Genomic DNA, 23553 nt, shown 5'->3' with positions numbered 1-23553 from the left:
ATTCAGTTGAGCCTATTTGACACCTGTACTTGAAGGAGTGATTTATGCGGATGTTCAACATGCGGATGGTTAACACGCTAAAGGCGTCTGTGCTGCTATTGGTTCTGATGACAGTTGCTGAGCTGAGCGCTGCCGGTTTACAAAGAGCCATTGCTCAAACAGCTCCCGATCCCACGCCTACTGCTCCAACTCCGACCCCCACCCCTTCGCCAACCCCCACTCCGACCCCCGCCCCTTCGCCCCTGCCATCGCCCAGCCCTACCACGCCAGCCCCGACCCCAACTCCGGCTCCAACCCCCACACCGACTCCAGCTCCGGCACCCGCTCCTACGCCAACTCCGGCACCCGCTCCCACCCCTTCGCCCAATGCGGCACCCCGTGCTCTTTGGTAGGGTTCTATCGCAAGTCCATGTAAAATGACCGTGGAATAAGTAGAACAACATAATTATAGGACTTACGCACTTGATGATTGAAAGCCCGATCCCCCCTAGCCCCCCTTAAAAAGGGGGGAACTCCGAAAGCCCCCTTTTTAAGGGGGTTGGGGGATCTATGCGTAAGCCCTAAATTCAACATGAAACCCAAAGGAGGTGTTGTCGCCCGAAGGGCGGCGACACTCTGACCTTGGTTTTAATTCAGTTGAATTACTTAACCATGCAGTAATCGTGGAGTAACCCTTGCATGAGGCGATTCTGGCATGCTGGCTTTGGCCTGCTTCTGTTTCATCTGAGCACAATGCCTGCCACGGCTGAAGCAGAAATCAAAACTCAATCCCTATCTCTGCCGGCCCGAAGCCTACTCCAACCTGAGTTACCACCCCTGCGTCCCCTGTGGCCTGAAGTCAGTGAAGTCCGCCTGTTGCTGAAGCTGAACGAGCGTCGCGTCTATGTCTATAAAGGGGACGATCTCAAGACTAGCTATCCGGTAGCGGTAGGCAGAGCTGGTTGGGAGACTCCAACCGGTCAGTTTCGGGTGATTGCGATGCTGCGCAATCCGGGCTGGACGAATCCATTTACAGGTGAAGTGCTGCCTCCAGGGGCCAATAATCCTCTGGGGGAGCGCTGGATTGCGTTTTGGACCGATGGCCAAAACGATATTGGCTTCCACGGCACTCCTAACCGAGAGTCGGTAGGGCAGGCGGCTTCTCATGGCTGTGTGCGAATGCTAAATGAGCATATCCGCGAAATGTTTGAGTGGGTAGAACCAGGAACCCTGGTGACGGTAGAGCCTTAGATAGGCTCAGGTTAGGTTGGCCGGCCCAATCTGCAAGACCTGCTTTATCCCCGCATCCCTGCCCACACACCTTGCTAAGTACCTCTTTCGGCGGATAGAGGGCTACTTGTAACATCTGGTATAGTTTAACCGCTACTACACTGGGCAAAACCGTTTGAATAAGCAGCTGGGGGTTTTGTTTCAGAGTGTGAATCGGTGGGAGAACGGTCACACCACTCCTCTACCAGTCGCCTTGAAGCAGATCGAATGGCTATTGCACCAGATAGGCACGGTGAAGACCTATTGGCGAAGTACTTTTGAAACCAATGAGGCTGCGACGAGCTTGTTCACCTGAATCTCCGCCTAAATCTCGGTAGGAGGAACGTCAATGACACTCCAGTTTCTCTTGCTCGCAGAGGATTCATCAGATGCAGAAATAGTTCAGTCCACGTTAAAAAATGGCGGCATTGACTGTAAACTGCTGTGGGTAACCACTCACTCTCAGTTTGTTTCAGCCCTAGAAGCCAACGCATTTGACCTGATTCTGGCAGATTACCTGCAGCCTAACTTTGGTGGGCTTGCTGCCCTAGACCTTGCCTCTAGGTTATGTCCTAATGTGCCTTTGATTGTCCTCTCCGGCAGTTTGGGGGAAGAATTGGCGATTGAAACCATCAAACGGGGCGCGGCAGACTATGTGCTCAAGCAGCGATTAGAGCGGTTGGTGCCCTGCGTGCAGCGAGCCTTGCGGGAATCTGAAGCACACCGCGAACGCCAACAGACGGAGCAAGCGTTGCAGCAAACCCAAAACGAATTGGAAGAGCTAGCGATCCAGTTAGAACAGGCCAACGAAGACTTGAAAGCCGCTCTGGAAGAGATTCAAATTACTGAAGAGGAGCTGCGCCAACAGAACGAGCAGTTGGCAATCGCCCAGGAAGCAGTTGCAGCAGAGCGCCAGCGCTATCAGGACCTGTTCAATTTCGCTCCCGACGGCTATGTGATCACGGATATAGCGGGCGTTATTCAAGAGGCAAATTGGGCCGCCGCCGCGTTGATGGGTTGTAATCCCAGCCAGCTGATCGGTGCCCCATTGGGAATTTACATTGCTGAGTCAGACTATCGAGCTTTCCAAAAGCTACTGAATGAGTTGGGACAGCCGCCTCAGCTACACACTATTGAACTTGGCTTAGAATCGCCTGAACGCAGCCTGATTCCAGTTGCCATTACTACCACTGCGATCCATGATGCTCAAGGCCAGTGGATTGGCGCGCGTTGGCTGATTCGAGACATTACTGAACGCAAACAGATCGAAACGGCACTACGCCAGAGTGAAACTATTCTCAATGCTTTTATTGCCAGTTCACCCGTTGGCATGGCGTTTTTCGATCGCAACTGGCGCTATGTTTATGCCAATGATGCCTTAGCAGCTACTAACGGTATTCCCTTAAGCGACCATCTGGGCCGCACCCTTAGAGAAGTATTGCCCCAGTGGGCACCTACGATTGAGCCAATTCTGCAACAGGTGATGCAGACTAAAACTCCGTTGCTGAATCAGGAAGTAGTCGGAGTTACTCATCCTGTTGATCTGACGCGGTATGGCCTAATCAATTATTTTCCGGTATGTCTGCCTGACGGAGAGGTGATCGGCGTTGGGATCACATCCCTGGATATCACTGAGCGCAAACAGGTTGAAGCTGAAAGAGAGCGCCTGTTACAAACCCTGGCAGATGAACGTGCTCAGTTTGAAGCGGTGCTGCGTCAGATGCCAGAGGGCGTGATGATTGCCGATGCAGTATCTGGTCAGCTAGTACTGTCGAATGAGCAGGCCAATCAAATTTTGCAGCATGCCTATGAGCTGAATCATGAGCTGGAGCAGTATGAGCCGCAGGTACCATTCCAAGCCTATGATTTAGACGGACAACTCTACGCCGCTGACGAGTATCCTCTCGTGCGATCGCTGCGGACCGGCGAGGTGGTTATCCATGAAGAAATGGAACTCCGCTACTCCGACGGCAGCCGCATCTTCATTAGCACCAGTTCAGCGCCGGTCTTCAACAGTCAGGGACAACTGATTTCCGCAGTAACTGTCTTTCAAGATATTACCGAGCGCAAGCAGTCCGAAGAGGCTCTGCGGCAAGCGCTGCAAAAACTCAACTTCCATGTAGAAAATACCCCGATGGCCGTGATTGAGTGGGATGGAGCACTGCGGATCACCCGCTGGTCTGGCGCAGCCGAACAGATCTTTGGCTGGTCTGCCCATGAAGTACTGGGCCGATTCCTCTTCGACCTCCAGCTCGTGTTTGAGGACGATATCGACCAGGTTGCACAAGTATCCAAGCGATTGATGGAAGCAGAACCCTATGTCTTCTCCTACAACCGCAACTACACCAAGCAGGGCGATGTCATTCACTGTGAGTGGTATAACTCCAGCTTGCGGGATGAAGCAGGACGCATGATCTCGGTGCTATCGCTGGTGCTGAATGTCACTGATCGCGTTCAGTCTGAACGCGATCGTGAACGCATTCTACAGCAAGCACAAGCCGCCCGTGAAGCTGCCGAAGCTGCCAACCGCATCAAGGACGAGTTCCTTGCCGTCGTCTCCCACGAACTGCGCGCTCCCCTCAACCCCATCGTCGGCTGGGCCAAGCTGCTCCGCTCTGGTCAGTTGGATGCCCACAAGAGCGAGCGGGCCATCGAGGTGATCGAACGCAACGCCCAGATGCAGGCCCAACTGATCAACGACCTGCTCGATATCTCCCGCATCCTGCGCGGCAAGTTGAGTTTAGACCCCCAGCCGGTTGACCTGGTCGCCACCATTCAAGCGGCGATGGAAACGGTACGACTAGCCGCAGAGGCCAAGGCGATTCAGCTTCATACCCAGTTTGCCCCCGATGTCGGAGCAGTCTCGGGTGATGCCGGTCGCTTGCAGCAGGTCGTGTGGAACCTGCTCTCCAATGCCGTCAAGTTCACTCCAGAAGGAGGGCGAGTGGAGGTACGGCTGGAGCGAGAGGGAGAGGAGGCAGATGCAGCTGGTGAGCCTCGCCGAACGAGGGGGAATGCAACTCGTGAGCGTCATCGAACGAGGGGGGATAGGGAAGCAAGCTCTTCCCCATCTTCCCCATCTTCCCCATCTTCCCCACCTTCCCCACCTTCCCCACCTTCCCTCGTTCAGCAAGGCTCACGAGCCGCATCTGCCTCCCCCTACGCCCGCATCACCATCACCGACACCGGCAAGGGGATTGCACCAGACTTCCTGCCCTATGTGTTTGACCACTTTCGCCAGGAGAGTTCGGCTACCACCCGCCGCTTTGGTGGGCTGGGGTTGGGGCTGGCGATTGTCCGCTATCTGGTAGAACTGCATGGGGGCACGGTGCAGGCCGACAGTGCGGGTGAAGGGCAGGGCGCGACCTTTACCGTCAGGCTGCCGCTGATGCCCCATCAATTAGCGACAGGTCCAAATACAGACGCGGCTGAACCATCGCTGAATTTGCAGGACATTCGCATCCTGGTGGTCGATGATGATGCTAATACCCGCGAGTTTCTGGCCTTTTTGCTAGAGCTGCATGGAGCCAATGTGCTCGCTACAGCGACCGCCAGCGAGGCACTCACAACACTGACGCAGTTCCAACCAGATATCCTCCTGAGCGATATTGGCATGCCGGATGTGGATGGGTACATGTTGGTGCGACAGATTAGAACATTGCCACCAGAACAGGGCGGCACGATTCCCGCAATTGCGCTGACGGCCTATGCCGGAGAAATTGACTATCAGCAAGCTATGGCCGCAGGCTTTCAACAGCATATTCCTAAGCCCCTTGAACCCACTAAACTGGTTGAAGCAATTGCCCATTTAGTCGGACCAAAGTCATGATATGAGTAACCAAAACTGGAATGCTAGTCACGAAAAGGTTTTGGCAGCATCGCGAATTTTGCTAGTGGACGATGCGATTGCTGACAAAATCTCCGGAAAAACCCTGACGAAATAGGGAACACAGTTTAAGCTGGGGGTAGTCGAATACCCTTAGCAAACGGCACCTCAAAAGATGGGGAGAGGTTTGGCTGCCTATGTCCAATCAAATCAGCACCCAGTGGCAAGCGGGTGATATTCTGCTGAAGCGGTACAAAATCGTAGCGATTCTGGGTCAAGACGAATTGGGGGAGATCTACAAAGCCACCCATCTGACCTGGAAAACCGACCTGATCATCCGCAGCTTCAAACCCGACTTGATCACGTCCATGGGAGGGGTAGAAGCTTTACAGACAGATGTGGCTGCCTGGATTAACCTCGGTTTGCATCCTCATATCCTCAGCTGTTATTACCTGCGTCAGATTGACGGCCTGCTGCTGCTGTTCACTGAATACAGCTCCGGCAGCAACCTGCGCACCTGGATTCGTAATCGCGATCTCTATCGGGGCGGAACCTCTCTGCGGCGGATTCTCGATATTGCCATTCAGCTAGCCTGGGGGCTAGATTTCGCCCATCAGCAGGGCGTTGTTCACCACAATGTCAGCCCAGATACGGTCTATTTAACTCCTAAAACCGTTGCCAAGCTGGGCGATTTTGGCCTCACCAATGCCCATCGGGCCGCGGGTGGTGGTCTGCATCCGGCACTCAGCGATGTCGAGGGCTGGGGCTTGACTGTACTAGAAATGTTTTTAGGTGAACGGGTAGAATCTGGCTCTGCGGCAGAGGTATTGGCCACCTATCTCAAAACTGGCTCGCCCGATCGCGCAAGCGGGACAGATTCCTTTCCCCAGATTCCAGCCTTACCCGAACCGCTGCTGGACCTGCTGCAAACTTGTTTGACCACCCCCACCACGGTGGATATGCAACAGGTGGCCCAGCGGCTACAAACCATTTACCAACTCCTGACCGCCAGTACCTATCCCCGCCAAGCTTCACCTGCCAGCTCACTTGCCGACCGGCTCAACAATCAGGCCCTCTGCCAATTGGATTTAGACGCGCCAGAGGCCGCCGCTGCCCTATGGGAACGAGCCGTCTCCCTGCAGCCTGACCATGCCACCTCGACCTATAACCGGGGCCTGCTGAATTGGCGACTAGGGGCAATCGACGACTGGGCGCTGCTACGCCAGCTAGAATCCTGCCGCACGATTGGGGCATCAACCGAAGCACCCATCGTAGACTACTTGATTGGGGTGGTGCAGCTAGAGCGAGGCGACTATCAAGCCGCCTTGGCCAGCTTAGACGCTGCCCAGGGCCTACCGGACGATCTCGCCTCCGAGCTGGAAGCTGTCCGCAGCTTTGCCCTAACCCAACCGCCCAGCCGCCAATGGCTGCGGCAGTTGAATGATCGAAATAGCCCTAACCGAAACAGCCCTGACCGCAGTAACCCTACCCCCAGTAGCCAGCCCTCTCAAGCCATCGCCCTCAGTGCCGATGGTCGCTATGCGCTCTCGGGTGGAGCAGATGGACAGGTGAAGCTGTGGCAGGTGGAAACGGGCCAGTGTCTCTATGTCTTTCGAGGCCACCAAGCCGAGGTAACGGCCCTAGCCTTTAGCCCCGATGGTTCCTATGTCGTTTCGGGCAGTGCCGACAACACGCTCAAGCTATGGAATCTCACTTCTACCAGTTTGGTACACACTTTCGATGGCCTCAGGCTGCGCAGGCTCACCTACCAGAGTCCGGTAGACAAGCTGCTAGAGCGACTGTCTGTATCAACCAAGAAACTGATCGGCTCTAATGCTAATCGGGCCAGTGGACATCAGGCTCCGGTGTTGGCAGTTGATTTTAGCGCCGATCGCCAGTACCTCCTCTCCGGCGGTGCCGACAAGACGGTCAAACTGTGGGATGTGGAAACGGGCCGCTGCCTCCAGACGTTCCGAGGCCACAAGCAACCCGTCTTTGCTGTGCAATTCAGTCCTGATCGGCGGCACTGTTTATCAGTGAGTGAGGATCAGACTGTGCGGATGTGGGATTTGGCAACCGGAGCAACAGTGCAGACCCTGCAAGGTTTCCATGACCTGACCGCAGCCGTGTTCAGTCCAGATGGCGAGCAAATTCTAACGGCAGGTTCGGTAGTGCGGCTGTGGGATGCAGAGAGTGGAGATGTAGCCAAAACCCTGGCAGGTCACTCAGCTCGTGTCACGTCGGTCGCTTTTCTCGATGCCAACTGGGTGTTGACCGGCGGCGAGGATCGGCTACTGCGGCTGTGGGAGATCGAAACGGGACGCTGTTTGCGAACCTTTGAACGGCATGGGCTGGGAGTTCAAGCACTCCGCGTCAGCTCTGATTTGTCGGACTTCCAGTCTGGTATTAAGGCTGGCAGCCACTATGCCCTTTCTGCCGACGCCACCAGCCTCAATCTCTGGGCCGTGAGTCGAGATGCATCGCCGGTTGCTCCGCTCTATTTGGTGCGCAGCCGCTCGCTGGAGACCCTATCAACCCAAGAGCACCAGACTCGGCAAGCCCTGATGCAGGCTCAAACCGCAGTTCAGCAGGGGCAGTATGCCACGGCAGCTCAACAGTTGCGCCAAGTTCGTTCCCAGTCGGGCCATGTGCCTCCCGAAGCCGATCAAGCCTGGTTCGATCTCTACCTCTATCTGCCGCGCCAAGCCCTGAATCAGGTGTGGGAGCAGCCTTCCCTCCAGCGCCATACCAGCCGCATCTATAGCGTGGCGGTGCAAACCAACGGTCGCGCCCTCACCGGCAGCGCCGATCAAACCGTGAAGCTGTGGGATTTAACCACAGGCCGCTGTCTGCTTAGTTTTGAAGGGCATCGGGGTGCGGTCTACGCCGTGCAGTTTCACCCCGATGGTACCTATGCCGTCTCCGCTAGCGCCGATGGCTGCCTCAAAATCTGGCATATTCAGTCCGGAGAATGTGTTTGGACCCTAGAAGGCCACACCGATGCCGTGAATGCGGTCGCCTTTAGCCCAGATGGTCGCTTCTTGCTGTCGGGGAGTACCGATCGCACCTGCAAACTCTGGGATACCGCAGCTGGCTATTGTCTCCGCACCTTCGACGCCCAACCTGCCTCAATCACCGCCGTGGCTTTTAGCCCCGATGGGCGAGCGGTGCTGACCGGCAGTGCTGATCGGACGCTGAAACTGTGGGATATGGCTGGGCAAACTCTGCAAACCCTGACAGGTCACAGTGCGAGCATCAGTGCTGTTGCTTTTAGTGCCGATGGGCGTCATCTACTTTCTGGCAGTGCTGACAACACGCTGAAGCTATGGAACCGCAATGGCAATTGTCTACGGACGTTGACTGGGCATCAGGCGGCGGTACGGGCAGTGGCGATCAGCGGTGATGGCAACTACGCGGTATCGGGCAGCGATGATAAAACTCTGAAGCTGTGGAACCTGAACAGCGGCGAATGCCTGCGCACCCTCACCGGCCATCCAGACGTTGTGCGAGCCGTGGCCTGGAGCCCAGAGGGTCGCTACCTGCTGTCGGGCAGTGACGACCACAGTTCCAAACTGTGGATTTTGGATTGGGAGTTGACCGATCAGTCAGCCACCGCTTGGGATGAGGCTGCCAAACCCTATCTAGAGACCTTCCTGGCTCTGCAAACCGCCGTCACACCCGCCAACTCAGATGATCCCAAAGCCGTGCTGGCCGCACTGAAACCCAACCCCACCTGGACTGAAACCGACTTTTCGCGCTTGCTCCGAACGCTACGACAGGCGGGCTATGGCTGGCTTCAGGTCGAAGGAGTCCGACAGCAGCTGATGCGAATGGCCCAAGCGGCAACCGCCCAACCCGTCCTAAAACAGCCCGACTCGACCGTATTTGCCACCGCTTTCAAGGAATTCACCACGGTTTTTGGTGACTCACCTACCGCCAGAGTTACCCTCACCGTCACATCGGGCAGCCTCACTGGTGAGGAATTTGTGTTTCAGGAACCAACCACCTGCATTATCGGGCGGGCCAAAGACTGTCAGCTTCAGTTACCCAACGACGAACAGCACAACACCGTCTCTCGCTATCACTGCGCTCTGGAAATTAATCCGCCCATGATCCGCATCCGCGATTTGGGCAGTTTGCACGGCACTTACGTCAATGGTCAAATGATTGGACGCCGCGCCATTAATCCATCCCAAAACCAACCGCAGCCTTCTCCAGAAAGCCTGCCTGACTATGCCCTCGCAGACGGCGATGAAATTCGGCTAGGCAAAGTCGGATTACGAGTCACCATTGTAGGAGCCGAGCTGGATCCAAACCAAACTAGCTTTGATGAAACTGGCTTGATTGACCAAACAATTTTTCCAGCGAATCCTGCTGCGAATACCACGGATCATCATTCGTGAAGCCAGCCAGCCAGAAGAGCACTCCAGCAATTTGTATCAGAAGAAACTTTTTTAGTTTTGTAGTTGTGGTCTTTATAGTTAAGCGTTTGGATTCCGCACGCATCGCGTGCCTGCCGCACAGAAGTCTCGCTGAAAGCGGGAAACCTGGCCTGACTCCACCTGGTAGTCGGGATTGATTTTAGATTGGATAAACCATCCATCGGTTCAATACTTTCTAAATAAACCTGGCTATCCATAAAGTTTATTCAATCAGATTAATTTCAACCTTCTCCTCAACTTTCTAAACTTGTTCTGTTTTATATGAACATATCGTCATATGATCAGCTCGTACAGCTTACTGAGATAGACTACAGACGAATCAACGTAAGCCAATTGAAGGCGAATTGAAGCAGGTCAGTTGAAAACAAGATTGGGCCAATCGCCTGCAGCCGGTGAGGCGGAATCCACCAGATTTGGTTTGGTACACAAGGAGCAACTTCATGCCTAAGACGCTATTCAAAGTTGATTTGACGAAGCCAATGACTGAACAGGAATTACCGGGCCACAATCGTTGGCACCCGGATATCCCTGCGGTAGTTTCCGTCAATCCTGGTGATGTATTTCGAATTGAATGTAAAGACTGGACCGATGGACAGATCAAGAACAATGACAGTCCAGATGATATTCGCGATGTCGATCTCACGGTTGTACATGTGCTGAGTGGGCCGATTTGGGTCAATGGTGCCCAACCGGGTGATATTTTGGTCGTCGATCTGCTCGATATTGGTGCGCTCCAGGGTGATGAGTGGGGCTTCACCGGCATTTTCGATAAAAAGAACGGCGGTGGTTTCCTCACCGATCACTTTCCCGATCCAGCCAAGGCAATTTGGGATTTTCAGGGCATCTACACCAGCTCGCGCCATATTCCCGGCGTCCGGTTTGCGGGCATTACCCATCCCGGTTTAATTGGCTGTGCCCCGTCCCATGAACTGCTCGCTAAATGGAATAAACGCGAGGCAGAATTGGTCCAAACGGCTCCCGATTTACGCACCTATGGCGCTGGGCTGTCGGGAGAAGCTCCGGTATTGGCCGCTTTGCCCAATCCCAACAACGCCATTTTGGGCACCTTGCCAGCATCTGAGTACGAACGGGTAGCCGCCGAAGCCGCCCGAACCGTTCCCCCGCGTGAACATGGCGGCAACTGCGACATCAAGAACCTTTCCAGAGGCACTCGAATTTATTTTCCGGTGTACGTGGAAGGAGCCAAATTATCAATGGGTGATATTCACTTCTCGCAAGGCGATGGAGAAATTTCATTCTGTGGTGCAATTGAAATGTCTGGCTACATTGATCTGCATGTAGACATTATCAAAGGCGGAATGGAAAAGTATGGCATGATCAATCCTATCTTTAAGCCAGGCCCGGTGGAACCACGCTACTCGGAATATCTAGTTTTTGAAGGCATTTCAGTCGATGAGTTCACCGGCAAGCAGTACTACATGGATGTCCATATTGCCTACCGCCGCGCCTGTTTGAACGCGATCGAATACCTGAAAAAATTTGGCTACACCGGCGAACAAGCCTATCTGCTGCTGAGCTGTGCTCCCGTTGAGGGCCGCATCAGCGGTATTGTCGATATTCCCAATGCCTGCGCCACCCTAGCCATTCCAACCGAAATTTTCGATCAAAACATCTTACCAGTCTAAACATCGTAGTTCGTTATTAAACCCCTACCCCTCCACCGTTCGACTGAACCGCTCACGGCAAAGCCCCTCCACCCATCTACAGAGGATCCCCATGCCCCTTTACGAATTTCGTTGTGACCCATGCGGCATTTTTGATCAATGGCGCACGCTAGCCGAATTTGATGCGCCCGCCTATTGTCCCAACTGCCAACAGCCCGCAAAACGAATCTTTTCACCGCCCGCCGTTCTTTCTGGTTCACTGCGCTTAAAGCAGGCTAACCCGGAGCCTCAGCTAGTGAAACGCGATCAGGAACCACAGCCTCCTAGAGCTAGAAGCCACACTGGAGGACGGCCTTGGATGATTGGTCATTAGATGATTGGTCGAGGTAGGTTTAGTAAAAATGGTACAACCCATTTGGGCATCTAAGTTTGATTAAAACTGAACTAAAAAGTGGGCAGCGGTCATGGCAGGTTTGCCGCTCAGGAGGGCAAAATTTCCACCTTCGCCAAAGCCCGCTCGACTACCATTGGCGTTGTAGAACAGATTGCCATTGCGGGTGTTGTAGACGATTAGAGCATTGCTTTTAGCGGCTTGTCGATTGTTCTGCACGGTTCTAATATTCAAAGCACTGTCTAAGCTTGACTTTATCTAATTCAGGCAGCCTCATGGAGTAGATTAGACCAGTAATCCAGCAATGCTTCGGTATTTTCACCATATCAGTCGTTATTCCAGAGAATTGCCAAACTCGTTCAGAAAACAAACTCGTTCAGAAAACAATGAGGTAAACGTTACCATCAAGGGCAGGAATTCTTTCGGTAGCAGGTTTGTCAGGGCAACTCCAACAACTCTTTCTTGATCCTGCGACCTTTCCTCCTCTTCTAAATGGATCCAGTCGAGCTTAGTTGATTTGCATCCACGAAGAAAGCTCAGGCACCATAGTTGGATTCCTTGGCTATTCAAAGGGATTGTTATCTACGGGAACCTGCTCTGTTTCAAGAATGTGCTGAACAAATGGGAGATCATACGCAAGATAACAAGCGTAGTACGACCATGCGGCTTCATCATAGCTTGCGGGTCGCCTATCGCCTCGCCCTCGGACATTAAAGCGTTGTCCCTGAGCATCAAACTCGTAGGCAGATTCAAGTTCAATTGTGCTAAAGCCTCGCCCGGTATAGCTTCGAGCTGCTCGATCGGGACACTCACCATAGTAGATGCGCGTTTGTCCAACTGCGTTACCATTTGGCTGTGCATAGAATCCTCGTATCATAAAGCGAATGTAGCCGCTTCCGGGAAATTCTTCAGCTGGAGAAAGCCTAAATATTTCCCATCCAGGATCAGCCTGAGATCCGGATACAACTTCTACCATCGTGTTGTTAAGGACGAAGGTTACCCCGCCACTTGAAAAAGTGTACTGCTCTCGCTGCTCACTTGGAGAGCCGCTTTGAGCAGTTGTGATCTGTTTAGCAATGTTAACAAGATCCTGGCAGTTCTTACGTCCTGCACAAAGTTCGTTGAGCCTAAATAGTTCATCTGCTGTAAGTGCGTAAGCAGCTAAGTTGCCAACAAAGACAACGGCAGCAGATACAGCAGCAACAGACAAAGAGAACAGTTTTTCGAGCTGTAAAAACATACAATTTCCTCCTTTGTGTGAATTAAATCTTGAAAGAGAAGGATCTGAAAAGAGTTCAAGGTGAAGACTAATGCCTGCTGTCTGTACTTCCTGTATACAGGCATCGAGCTTTCCTGGAACTTCCGCATAGTCGCGAATCAGCTGTTGCAGATTCTGAATATTGGTGGAACAGCTCGTTTTTGAAAGCTTCTACTAATATTGACATTAATTCTTTCTAATATTCATCATGCTGTTAGAAGTGAGATCGACCCTTTCTCTAACCTCGTTCTACCAATCAGTTATTTTGTTATCTCATTAGATTCCAACTAGAAAAAAGTAGCGTAGTAGGAGCCTTCAGAATTAATACACAAAGATGCTCCAAGTGATTGATTCAACTGCACTGTAGCTGAACAAGTTGCTTCACCGCGCCAATCAGTATTCACATAATCAATAAAATCTGACCAAGTGGGTATTAAGCTTTCGTTGTAAGTGTCACTTGTGCCAGATTCACCAAGAATATCTTGGGCTACTTTTCCATGCTTAGAAAAATCCAAAATGAGGGCGGCAAATATAATTCGGTACACGGTTTGCCCTGGATATCGAATCGTTTCGCCATTTTCATCTACAAAAATAAAACCACCAAGTGTCTCGCTGTTACGGGCCACGATATATGGATCATTCCTTAATACAGAGACCGCCTCGTAACCGTAAAAGTTGTTGAAATAATCAATCCATTGGATTGCTGTTCTGCGTGCTGGTAGGGCAACGGCTGGCTTGGTGTCAGCTAATAACTCAACAGCAGATAGGCTAACTCCAGCGATCAACGATAGGGAAAGAAGCGATCGTGTGAGGGATTGCAATCCTGCTTTCAGGAGATTGATGGATGGGGGCTTCTGAATATCGTTTGTTTCTATGTGCTTTAATAGTTTCATGGTTTCCTCTTGTTCTAAGTTCTGTAGTGAATTGATGTAAACGGTTTGGATCAGCATAGGTATTGCTGTACGGTGAGCCATTATTCTGGACAGAGATCTTGGAGACCATAGACCACCGCTAGTCCAATATTTCGATTGCCTAGCCTTTGGCGTTCTCATTTTTTCATCCTTCATTTCCGCTTGCAAAGCTGTCGATCTAATTCACTTGCACTCCTTGCATAGGGAAGATAATCGCTTAACCAAGTACAACCCCGTGCCAAAAGTTGATCCAGCGTTTCCACCTTCCATAGCCTCGCAGTACCATCCCAAGACGCAGTGACAATCCAACGACCATTGGGACTAAAACTGGCATTTATAACACCCTTTTGATGTCCTTGTAAAACTGCCAGCAGATTTCCATTGGCATCCCATAGCCGCGCAGTGCTGTCAGAGGAGGCAGTCACAATACGGCTACTATCAGGGCTAAAACTGGCATTCCAAATAGAACCTTGGTGCCCTTGTAAGACTGCCAGAGGGTGCCCATTGGTATCCCATAGACGTGCAGTTCTGTCATCAGAACTGGTAATAACACGGGTGCCACTGGGAGCAAAGCTAGCACTCCGAACAGCAGCCTGATGCTCCTGTAGGACTGCTAATAACTGACCATTGGTGTCCCACAGACGTGCAGTACCGTCCTCGGAATTAGTAATAATACGAGTGCCGTCGGGACTAAAGTTAGCATTCCAGACATTACTTTGATGCCCCTGTAGGACTGCTAATAACTGACCATTAATATCCCATAGACGTGCAGTCCCATCCCGAGATGCAGTGACAATGCGCATGCCATCAGGACTAAAACTGGCTCCTTCAGCAGCTCTTTGATGTCCTTTTAAGGTTAATAGAGGTTGCCCATTGGCATGCCATAGGCGTGTGCTACTTAAAGATGTGGTAATAATACGAGTGCCATCAGGACTAAAGCTAGCACGCCAGACAAACTGCCCTATACGTAGAACAGCAAGTTGTTGCCCATTAATATTCCACAGACGTGCAGTACTGTCCTCAGATGCAGTGATAATGCGTGTACCATCGGGACTAAAACTAGCATTCTCTACTGAAGCTCCATGTCCTTGCAAGGTTGATAAATAGTGTCCATTGACACTCCATAACCGTGCAGTACCGTCCTCAGATGCAGTGATAATGCGAGTGCCATTGGGACTAAAACTAGCACTGTAAAGAGGACCTTGATGCCCTTGTAAAATCAATGCAGCTTGTGGTTGATTATGATTCCATACCTGTGCAGTCCCGTCCCCAGAGAGAGTGACAATGTGAGTGCCATCAGGACTAAAACTAGCGTGCGATGTATATGATCCAGTTCTATTTTCTTTTAAAACTTCCAATTGTTGACCATTGAGATCCCACACAACAAAAGTATTGTCCTGAGATGCAGTGACAATGTGAGTGCCATCAGGACTAAAGCTGACGCTCTGAATCCAATCATTTTGATTACTCTGCATACGCACTAGAGGAATTCCATCTGCATCCCATAGGCGTACAATGCTTCCAGATGCAGTTACAATTCGAGTCCCATCAGGGCTAAAACTAGCACTGAAGAGAGTACTTCGATTGCGCATTTGTTCTTGTAGGACTGCCAGAGAGTGCCCATCGACATCCCATAGGCGTGCAGTCCCGTCATAAGATGTTGTGAGAATTTTGGTACCATCAGGACTAAAGTTGGCATTATCGACAATACCTTGATGTCCCTTTAGAACTATCAGTGGTCGTCTGTTAATATCCCACAGGCGTGCAGTACCGTCCTCAGATGCAGTGACAATACGACGACCATCAGGACTGAAATTAGCACTTCGGACCTCATCCTGATGACCTTGCAAGACAACCAGTTGTTGCCCGTCAATATCCCACAGGCGTGCAGTACCGTCCTCAGATGCAGTAACAATACGACGACCATCAGGGCTAAAGTTAGCACTCCAAACACTAGCTTGATGACCTTGCAAGACAACCAGTTGTTGCCCGTTAATATTCCACAACCGTGCAGTCCCATCTTGAGAAGCAGTAACAATGCGACGACCATCAGGGCTAAAGTTAGCACTCCAGACCCTAGCCTGATGACCTTGTAAGATGGCTAGTTGCCGCCCGTTAATATCCCACAATCGTGCAGTCCCATCCCAAGACGCGGTGACAATCCAACGACCATCGGGGCTAAAAGTAATTCTCGAGACATTAGCTTGATGCCCTTGCAAAGTTTTTGGAGGTTGCCAGATTTCATCGAGAATTGTTTTCAGTGCCAAGAGAGGGCTAGCAGCGGGATAATCGGTCAGTGACTTCAGGTTGTATTCCTGTGCCAAGTTTTGTAAGTCCTTCCCAGCAGACATCGCACTCAGCAACGCTCCTACTGGATTGGATTCAAATTGTCGCAATGCTTCACTTCCAGCTCGTTCCAGTCTAGTTCCTTCCCGTGCCAAAAATGCTGCCTGTTTCGCCTGCTGCTGTTCCAGTTCGGCTTGGCTCCGTGCCCTTTCTGCTGTTTGTTGTTCTTGTCTTGCCTGTGCTGCTGCCTGTTGCGCTTGCTGTCGATCCTGCCCCGCTCTTACCGCCTGAGCTTCAGCTCGTTTAACAGTTTGCACGGCATTCTCAACTCGTTTTTCTGCGGCTAATAAATTTTGATTTGCAACGCCAAGCTTGCGTTCTGCTGCTGCTTGCTGCCGCTCCGCCAACTCAAGGCGATTTCGTGCTTCCTGGGTTTGAAGTTCTGCCGCTTGCCGTCTTTGCTCTGCTTCATCCGCCGCGTCACGGCTTTGCTGAGCATTGATGCTTTGCTGAGCAGCAACAAAACTGGTAGCAATGGCAGCGATCAACGCCGCTACTAAGATACCGGAGCCAATCAGAATCCGCCGCTTTGATTTCCGCTGTGCTGTCGCAAAAACCTGATCCGCATCAAACTGCTGACTCGTTGCCAAAAACCGATAATCGGCAACGCTCAAATTCTTTCCGGCTGACCATTCCTGCGCCTTGCGTAAGTCCTCACCTCGCAACAGAAGCAGGTTATCCTGTTCCCCAGACTCTAGCCACGCTTGCAGATTGTGAGCATAGGGACGCAGGTTGGCTAACTCTCTTTCCACCCACTCCAGATTAAACACCGTTCGATAAATGCGGTTATAGCTCCTCAAGTGGTCATTCTGTTTCACCACCAAGCCCGACAATCGCAACTCCATTTGTTCCTGACTGTTATCAGCAGCGATTTCACCCTGTTGCAAAATCTGCTGATATAGTCCCAACCATTGGATTCGGCGCTGCTCACTGCTCAAAATTCGCTGTCGAATGGTTCGTAGATGTTCCTTTTCATCTTGCGCTTCCCAATTCTCAATTATCTGTGTTCGTATCAACGTCTCAATCCACTGTTCCGTATCCTCTGTCGGTAAGACTGATCCCACTGCCTCAAACTGCTGATCTAATGCCTCAACCACCAATCGACACACGCGCTGTGTCAAAAAAGGTTGTCCCCCTGTCCAACCGAGAATCGATCGCATTACGGCCCTGGGATCTGCGACCCGACCGGCAAACCCTTGCATCAGGGGCGTGCATTCCTCTAAGCGAAAGCCCGTTAGATCGATCGCCTCTCCGACATTAAATGGAGTGCGAGCCTGATCTTGCATCAGAGCAGAGGGAGTCGCGACCCCAATCAGAGCGAAGGTCAAACGGTTGTACCCTGGAAGAGTAGACCGACGCTCGTGGCATTCCCGAATCACGCCGAAAAAATCGTCCATGCTGAACGGTAAACTCAGCACCGTATCAATCTCATCCAGAAAAATGACAATGTTCTGAGTTGTTTCTTGCAGCAAAACCTGCTGAATAAAAGCAGAGAACCGTCGCACCTCTGTTAAACGGCTGCGCTTGGCCCACCAGTGATCCAGATCGACCCAATCGTCTAGATTTAGCTGATCAACCAAGATATCGGCAAAGCTGCTAAACCATTTTTCTGGAGTCACGTCTGTTGTGCCGATTGCCGTCATATCCACCACAGCGCAGGCAATGCCCTCCTGCTGTAATCGCCGCATCGTTCGCACCCGCAAGCTCGACTTGCCCTGTTGCCGCGAGTTAAACACATAGCACAGTTGCTTGGCTTTCAATGCCTGATAAAACAGCTCATCCGCCTGCCGCCACACATAGGAGGGATCATCCCCCGGTAAGCTGCCCCCCACCCGATAGTTGAACGTATCGTTGAAGCTACGATTCATGCCTTCTCCAACCGCTCACGCAAATACTGCCGATATAATTCACAAAGCATCTGCACTTCGTTACCGACATACCGAGCAACCCCCAGGCTGGTTAGCTTGAATGCCGTTTCTGTCTCAATTCGGGTAGATTCTGGACTGGCAATAATCCGCCGCACTGCCTCGGCTAAAACGGGGCTTTCCTGTACGTTCAGCAACAGGTCTTTCAGATACTCGCCGTAGATACCTCCTTCAGTTGGGGCACTGCTTAGTAAGTCTGCTAGCGTTATGTTTCGCTGTGCAATCTGGTACAGTGCGACTCGAACCAGATAGGGATGCCCGCCCAAGAGGGATTGCAATCGCTGTAATTCTATCTCCGACCAGCGCAGTCCATGTCGCTGCACCAGATCTGTAACTTGAGCCAGATTAAAAGGGGAAAGGTCAATTTGGACCCCGACATTAAAGGGGGATCGGTTGATGTCCAGCGGCACATACACTTCCTTAGTGTAGCTGAGGACAATCCGCAGCCTGGCCCAGATTTCATCCGTTTTTGCCTGCTCATGCCAGGACCGCAGCAGACCAAAGAAATCGGTGGCGATTGCCCGATACTGAAAAATTCGATCCACATTATCTAAACACAGCACCAGCGGAACTTCTAGTTCCCGCAAAAGCGATCGTTTCAAATACTTCTCGCACTTACGATTGCTAGTTCCCGTCGCCGCTTTCCAATAGGTATCCAGTCCATCTTCCCGCTCCAACTCATCGGTAATAGTGGAGCAGAACCAGTACAGAAATTGATCCAGATCAGAAAAATTAGATGTACTGGCAGATCCTAAATTGACAGTGATAGCCGCATAACCTTTCTGAGCCGCATATGCTTTAATCCGGTTGATCAGGGAAGACTTTCCCATCTGTCCAGGAGCCTTAACCCGGATCAACGCTCCTGGTTGAGTCATCTCTTTGCAAGCAACCGATTCTACAGGAGAACGTTCCACATAAAACTTAGAATTCAATGGTACTGAACCCTCTGGAATTTCCAAGGGTGGATGGAAGCGAAAGCGAGTCTGTAATTCCAGACATACCCACTCTGGCTTAAAGTCAATGAATAAGTGAACTAAATCATCTCGACAGCGATCGCCTTCAAAGTCCCTTAATCCAAAAGTATTACAAGAATTTGCTAGGTGTTTTCGGATATTAGAAGAGGTTCCCCCCAATTTAGACGCAATTTCGTCATCACTCTTGTTCTGCAAAAATAGCTCTAACACCTCCTTTTGCTTAGAGGTCAACTTTTTATCAAAAATGGCATCAAACTCAGCCTTATTTTGAGCAATAGAATTTCTTCTACGTGAACTATACATAAGTTTCTATTCTACTGAATCACTCACAATTAAATGCATGAAATAGGGCTTTTAATATTTCTGTTCAAGATATCAGAAGTCAGGGTCCCCTTAGCAAGCATTCGGTGCAATCACTCAGGATATATACATAAAATTCTCGTGTAACTTTACACAAACTTTATGAAGTCATCGAGGTTATCAATCACGATTTCTGATTGAGAAGAGGGAAACATTCAGGCAATCGATGTTCACAAGTCTGAACTTGCTGATGCCCAAACGTTCCCCCTCTTACCGATTTCAGAACCTTAGCTGAACCAGGTAATATTTCGGCTACTTAGACTAGTGACATCTTGAAGCACAGCAATGCGATCGGTGCCATAGAGAACTTCTAAATCTTTAGTGCTAACAGCACCAAAGGCCTCAATCAACTTAAACCGGTACTGACTGCGTACCCCTTGTGTTGGTCCATAGAGCGCAATTTTGTCCGCTCCCATCTCAAAGGCTTGAATCAAAGCATAGCTGTCAGTTCCAAGCGCACCATTGCTATTGCGGTAAAACACACCTGCTGGTACCGTTTTGTTAGTTGGCATTCCTAAATAGAACCTGTCGTTACCAGAACCCCCAGATAAAAAGTCTACCTCCGCTGTACGGGTTCCAGTTGTTCCTGCTATCAAAAGGTCATCTCCATTACCACCCCCCAATCGATCACTGCCAGTCCAACCCAGTAGCGCATCATTGCCATCTCCACCAACCAATATGTCATCACCATTGCCACCATTCAAATTATCGTTACCAAAATCACCACCCAATATATCGTTACCATCTCCACCAATCAGATTGTCATTATCATTTCCCCCACTCAAAGAATCATCACCGCTATCACCATAGAGCGTGTCTTTACCATCTTCACCATAAACAATATCATTACCAGCTCCGGCCCGAACCAAATCATCACCGGTGAATGCATTAATCAAATCCGAATCGCTAGTTCCTACAAGGTAGTCATTATTAGATGTGCCAGGAATATAAACCATAATTTCCTCTCCTGATTTGGAAGTATGTGACTTATAGCCCTTGTTCTATCAGCTCTTTTAGCCTGTGAAGGCAATTGTGAGTGATATCTCACAACTCAGGACGAAGCTAATTTTTTGTGATAATTTTGTAGCTTTGAAGGACTCAATTCAGGCTGCAATGAATATTCTTTCCACAATTCAATTCATTGCATCGAATCTGTGAGTCTTGAGTAACAGAGAAAGACACAAATTCAGTAGTAACTGAAACTGCGGTTCCTTTTCTAGGGTGATGATTCTAGCTGAACAGAGCAGTTTTGGTCTCAAAGTTTTCTAGTATAAATTATTACAGAAGAGTTAATTAGCAATCCTTCAATCACTACTGTCAATCACTACTGTTGCCGCAGCGCAACCATAGACTGAGCTATCAAGTTCGTACTTATGTTACCCTCCAACTAGTAAGGAAACTGGTTCGCTGCTAAAAAAGACTCATCATGCCCTACCAACCGATCGAACACTATGGCATTATCGGCAATATGCACACCACAGCTCTGATTGGGCTGAACGGCTCTATTGATTGGTTCTGCTTTCCCACCCACGACTCACCTAGTTTATTTGCGGCGATTCTAGATGAAAACAAGGGCGGACGCTTCAAAATTGCTCCAGTCAATGGTGACGAAGCTCGCAATCAGCAACGGCTCACCCACAAACAGCTCTACTGGCCTGGAACCAACATCCTGATCACGCGCTTTCTCACAGCGGATGGGGTGGGAGAAATTGTGGACTTCATGCCGGTGGGTTTGACCGAAGACGAAATTGGCTATCGTTCGCTGATCCGGCAAGTGCGCGTCCTGCGGGGCACGATGGATTTCCAGGTCGAATGCTTTCCGGCGTTTAACTATGGCCGCAATCCCCATAAACTTTCGATCACGCCCAAGGGCGTTTGCTTTTATTCTGAAAACCTCAGTTTGGGCTTAGCCACCGATGTGCCCCTGTACGAGCATGAGAATGGCGTAGTCGCCAAGTTCAGCCTGCAAGAAGAAGAAATGGCCGTGTTTGTACTGCAAGGCATCGAGTCGGGAGCGGGCTGTGGTTTACCGATTGCCCCAACCCAGGCCAAAGCCCTATTCAAGCGGACCGTAGACTACTGGCAGCGCTGGCTGTCTCAGTGTACCTACAAAGGCCGTTGGCGTGAGATTGTCGAGCGGTCAGCCCTGGTGCTCAAACTGCTGACCTATGAGCCAACCGGAGCAATTGTGGCGGCTCCCACCTGTAGCTTACCGGAACTGATCGGCGGCGAACGCAACTGGGACTATCGCTATACCTGGATTCGTGATGCCTCCTTTACGGTCTATGGCCTGCTGCGAATTGGCTTTACCGAAGAAGCAGCTCAGTTCATGACTTGGTTAGAGAGCCGCTGCCGCGAGCCAAATCCCGATGGTTCTCTGCAAATTATGTACGGCATTGACGGACGCCACCAACTCACCGAAGAAATTCTCGACCATCTAGAAGGCTATCAAGGCTCATCACCAGTGCGGATTGGCAACGGAGCCTACAACCAATTGCAGCTCGATATCTACGGAGAATTGATGGACTCGGTTTATCTCTACAACAAGTACGGCCAACCCATTTCCTACGAGTTGTGGACCCATCTGCAAAAGTTGATCAATTGGGTGTGTGATAACTGGCAGCGTCAAGACGAGGGCGTCTGGGAAGTGCGGGGCGGGCAGGAACACTTTGTCTACTCCAAGCTGATGTGCTGGGTGGCCCTGGATCGGGCGATTCGCTTAGCCGACAAACGTTCCTTTCCGGCAGATCGCAATCGCTGGTTAACGGTGCGGAACCGCATCTACGAAGAGATTATGGAAAAAGGCTGGAGCGAAACTCGGCAAGCGTTTGTGCAGCACTACGACACCGAATCCCTAGATGCCAGCAGCTTGATTATGTCGCTGGTCTTTTTTATGTCGCCTACCGATCCACGCATGTTGGCCACCCTCGATGCAATTAATCGCTCACCCCGAAAAGGTGGCCTAGTCTCCAACAGTTTGGTCTACCGATACAACACCGAACAATCACCTGATGGCTTGAAAGGCCATGAAGGCACCTTCAACATGTGTACCTTCTGGCTGGTAGAAGCCCTGGCGCGGGCAGGCCGAGTCGATCGTGCTCGCTTAGACCAAGCTCGGCTAATTTTCGAGGAAATGCTGGGATACGCTAACGATTTGGGACTCTATGCCGAAGAAATGGGACCGAGTGGTGAAGCCCTGGGCAACTTCCCGCAGGCATTCACCCACTTAGCCCTAATCAGTGCCGCCTGGAGCCTTGACCGAGCTTTGGGAAGCAGTTCTTACTGATCAGTTCTTACTGATCCAAAATGCCAACTGTTTTTTCTCCTGCCTCCTGACTCCGGTTCGGCTGAGCTTACCGTCGCTCGCGGAGCGCGTTCCACGAACGAAGCCTGACTCCTGACTTCTCACACATAGGATCTAGCCATCGGTGTTGCCAAATGGGACAAACCCAAGGCATTCAGTGCTTCATTACGGCTCCGGCAAGACGAGCAAATACCGCAGGGAGTCGAGAGGCACTGTGAGCAGGACCAAGTTAGATCGATGGGCACGTCCAGGTTAACGGCCAGCTTGACGATGTCTAATTTGCTGTGGTTGAGCAGAGGAGTCTCTACCAACGGCGTGAAGTCTTGCGTAAACCACGAACCGGTTGATAATTCCAGCATTTTATCTAAAGCTCTGCGGGCCGTATAGTAACAATCATGTACTGCGTTACCGCGTTGATCCAGACCGATGTAGATCCGCTTAGCACCTTTCGCTTCTGCTAGAGACAGGGCAATCGACAGAAAGATCATATTACGATTAGGAACATAGAGCGGCGAAGCCTGCTGGTCCATAGCAATTGCAGAAATGGATGGTGCATGGTTAGAGTGAGCTAAGGTTGAGCCAGTCCACAGGTGCATGTCAACTGAACTAATAAAGTATTGCTCAATTGCATAATGATCCACTAGAAGCTGAGCCGCACGCAGTTCGCGAGCATGGCCCTGACCGTAGTAGATCGAAAGTGCAATCACTTCATAGTTTTGTTTCAGGGCAAGCGCTGTAGTAACAGCACTATTTAGCCCTCCAGAAAGCAGAACGATCACTTTTTCTGGTTTCATACGACCTCCAATTAATTCTGCTGTTGCGGTTAGTTGATCCCAGTTCGTCTCAGTTCATCTTAGTTAGCCCAAAAGCAGCTGTTGTCCTATTGCCCGTTCGATTTGGCTGAAGGGGACAAATGCTTCTTTGGGCAGTAGAATTGGCTTGG

The 23553-nt window shown here is 51.0% G+C and carries 14 protein-coding genes; 7 read left to right on the top strand and 7 right to left on the bottom strand.

Annotated features, from left to right (window positions below):
• Window positions 1–44: 44 nt before the first annotated feature.
• The 6 genes from HJG54_RS32070 (at window position 45) to HJG54_RS32045 (ending at window position 11514) form a co-directional block, all read left to right on the top strand.
• Window positions 45–392, top strand: coding sequence for a hypothetical protein (locus HJG54_RS32070; protein ID WP_316435855.1), 348 nt, complete (start codon window positions 45–47; stop codon window positions 390–392).
• Window positions 393–678: 286 nt separating this feature from the next.
• Window positions 679–1230 carry a L,D-transpeptidase gene (locus HJG54_RS32065; RefSeq protein WP_316435854.1) on the top strand — a complete coding sequence of 184 codons (552 nt, stop codon included), beginning with the start codon at window positions 679–681 and terminating at the stop codon, window positions 1228–1230.
• A 367-nt stretch (window positions 1231–1597) separates the two neighbouring features.
• The gene (locus HJG54_RS32060) at window positions 1598–5077 is read left to right on the top strand and encodes a PAS domain S-box protein (RefSeq protein ID WP_316435852.1); all 3480 of its coding nucleotides are present in this window, start codon (window positions 1598–1600) and stop codon (window positions 5075–5077) included.
• 194 nt (window positions 5078–5271) lie between these two features.
• Window positions 5272–9477 carry an FHA domain-containing protein gene (locus HJG54_RS32055; protein WP_316435850.1) on the top strand — a complete coding sequence of 1402 codons (4206 nt, stop codon included), beginning with the start codon at window positions 5272–5274 and terminating at the stop codon, window positions 9475–9477.
• 479 nt (window positions 9478–9956) lie between these two features.
• Window positions 9957–11162: a formamidase gene (gene fmdA / locus HJG54_RS32050; protein WP_316435849.1), complete on the top strand. Its 1206-nt coding sequence runs from the start codon at window positions 9957–9959 to the stop codon at window positions 11160–11162.
• Window positions 11163–11253: 91 nt separating this feature from the next.
• Complete coding sequence (locus HJG54_RS32045; RefSeq protein ID WP_316435847.1) at window positions 11254–11514, top strand: FmdB family zinc ribbon protein; 261 nt, start codon at window positions 11254–11256, stop codon at window positions 11512–11514.
• A gap of 60 nt (window positions 11515–11574) precedes the next feature.
• Here HJG54_RS32045 and HJG54_RS32040 read toward each other — a convergent pair whose 3' ends face one another.
• From HJG54_RS32040 to HJG54_RS32015, 6 genes are all read right to left on the bottom strand, one after another.
• Complete coding sequence (locus HJG54_RS32040) at window positions 11575–11751, bottom strand: hypothetical protein (RefSeq protein WP_316435846.1); 177 nt, start codon at window positions 11749–11751, stop codon at window positions 11575–11577.
• Window positions 11752–12094: 343 nt separating this feature from the next.
• The gene (locus tag HJG54_RS32035; protein WP_316435845.1) at window positions 12095–12772 is read right to left on the bottom strand and encodes a hypothetical protein; all 678 of its coding nucleotides are present in this window, start codon (window positions 12770–12772) and stop codon (window positions 12095–12097) included.
• A gap of 305 nt (window positions 12773–13077) precedes the next feature.
• Window positions 13078–13740 (bottom strand): hypothetical protein, encoded by a 663-nt coding sequence (locus tag HJG54_RS32030; protein ID WP_316435843.1) that lies wholly within the window; start codon window positions 13738–13740, stop codon window positions 13078–13080.
• Window positions 13741–13853: 113 nt separating this feature from the next.
• Entirely contained in the window at window positions 13854–17915 is a 4062-nt protein-coding gene (locus HJG54_RS32025) for an AAA-like domain-containing protein (protein ID WP_316435842.1), read from the bottom strand.
• On the bottom strand, window positions 17912–19177 hold the full coding sequence (locus tag HJG54_RS32020; protein WP_316435840.1) for an AAA-like domain-containing protein: 1266 nt from the start codon (window positions 19175–19177) through the stop codon (window positions 17912–17914). Before HJG54_RS32020 ends, HJG54_RS32025 begins: the two co-directional genes overlap by 4 nt.
• A gap of 356 nt (window positions 19178–19533) precedes the next feature.
• Window positions 19534–20262 carry a calcium-binding protein gene (locus HJG54_RS32015; protein WP_316435838.1) on the bottom strand — a complete coding sequence of 243 codons (729 nt, stop codon included), beginning with the start codon at window positions 20260–20262 and terminating at the stop codon, window positions 19534–19536.
• A gap of 470 nt (window positions 20263–20732) precedes the next feature.
• Here HJG54_RS32015 and HJG54_RS32010 point away from each other — a divergent pair, with 470 nt between their 5' ends.
• Window positions 20733–22592: a glycoside hydrolase family 15 protein gene (locus HJG54_RS32010; protein WP_316435837.1), complete on the top strand. Its 1860-nt coding sequence runs from the start codon at window positions 20733–20735 to the stop codon at window positions 22590–22592.
• Window positions 22593–22711: 119 nt separating this feature from the next.
• On the opposite strand, the gene HJG54_RS32005 is transcribed toward HJG54_RS32010, so the two are convergent.
• Complete coding sequence (locus HJG54_RS32005; RefSeq protein WP_316435836.1) at window positions 22712–23404, bottom strand: 7-cyano-7-deazaguanine synthase; 693 nt, start codon at window positions 23402–23404, stop codon at window positions 22712–22714.
• Between the last annotated feature and the right edge of the window lie 149 nt (window positions 23405–23553).

The sequence above is a fragment of the Leptolyngbya sp. NK1-12 genome, assembly GCF_032598965.1.
Lineage (GTDB): Bacteria > Cyanobacteriota > Cyanobacteriia > Elainellales > Elainellaceae > Elainella.
This window is presented reverse-complemented; position numbering and strand designations above follow the sequence as displayed.

What these genes read in the sequence shown, in the direction of transcription:
- HJG54_RS32010 (WP_316435837.1), top strand. Translation starts at nt 20,733, where the DNA reads ATGCCCTACCAACCGATCGAACACTATGGCATTATCGGCAATATGCAC.
- HJG54_RS32070 (WP_316435855.1), top strand. Translation starts at nt 45, where the DNA reads ATGCGGATGTTCAACATGCGGATGGTTAACACGCTAAAGGCGTCTGTG.
- HJG54_RS32030 (WP_316435843.1), bottom strand. Translation starts at nt 13,740, where the DNA reads ATGCTGATCCAAACCGTTTACATCAATTCACTACAGAACTTAGAACAA.
- HJG54_RS32055 (WP_316435850.1), top strand. Translation starts at nt 5,272, where the DNA reads ATGTCCAATCAAATCAGCACCCAGTGGCAAGCGGGTGATATTCTGCTG.
- HJG54_RS32060 (WP_316435852.1), top strand. Translation starts at nt 1,598, where the DNA reads ATGACACTCCAGTTTCTCTTGCTCGCAGAGGATTCATCAGATGCAGAA.
- HJG54_RS32035 (WP_316435845.1), bottom strand. Translation starts at nt 12,772, where the DNA reads ATGTTTTTACAGCTCGAAAAACTGTTCTCTTTGTCTGTTGCTGCTGTA.
- fmdA (WP_316435849.1), top strand. Translation starts at nt 9,957, where the DNA reads ATGCCTAAGACGCTATTCAAAGTTGATTTGACGAAGCCAATGACTGAA.
- HJG54_RS32045 (WP_316435847.1), top strand. Translation starts at nt 11,254, where the DNA reads ATGCCCCTTTACGAATTTCGTTGTGACCCATGCGGCATTTTTGATCAA.
- HJG54_RS32025 (WP_316435842.1), bottom strand. Translation starts at nt 17,915, where the DNA reads ATGAATCGTAGCTTCAACGATACGTTCAACTATCGGGTGGGGGGCAGC.
- HJG54_RS32015 (WP_316435838.1), bottom strand. Translation starts at nt 20,262, where the DNA reads ATGGTTTATATTCCTGGCACATCTAATAATGACTACCTTGTAGGAACT.
- HJG54_RS32065 (WP_316435854.1), top strand. Translation starts at nt 679, where the DNA reads ATGAGGCGATTCTGGCATGCTGGCTTTGGCCTGCTTCTGTTTCATCTG.
- HJG54_RS32005 (WP_316435836.1), bottom strand. Translation starts at nt 23,404, where the DNA reads ATGAAACCAGAAAAAGTGATCGTTCTGCTTTCTGGAGGGCTAAATAGT.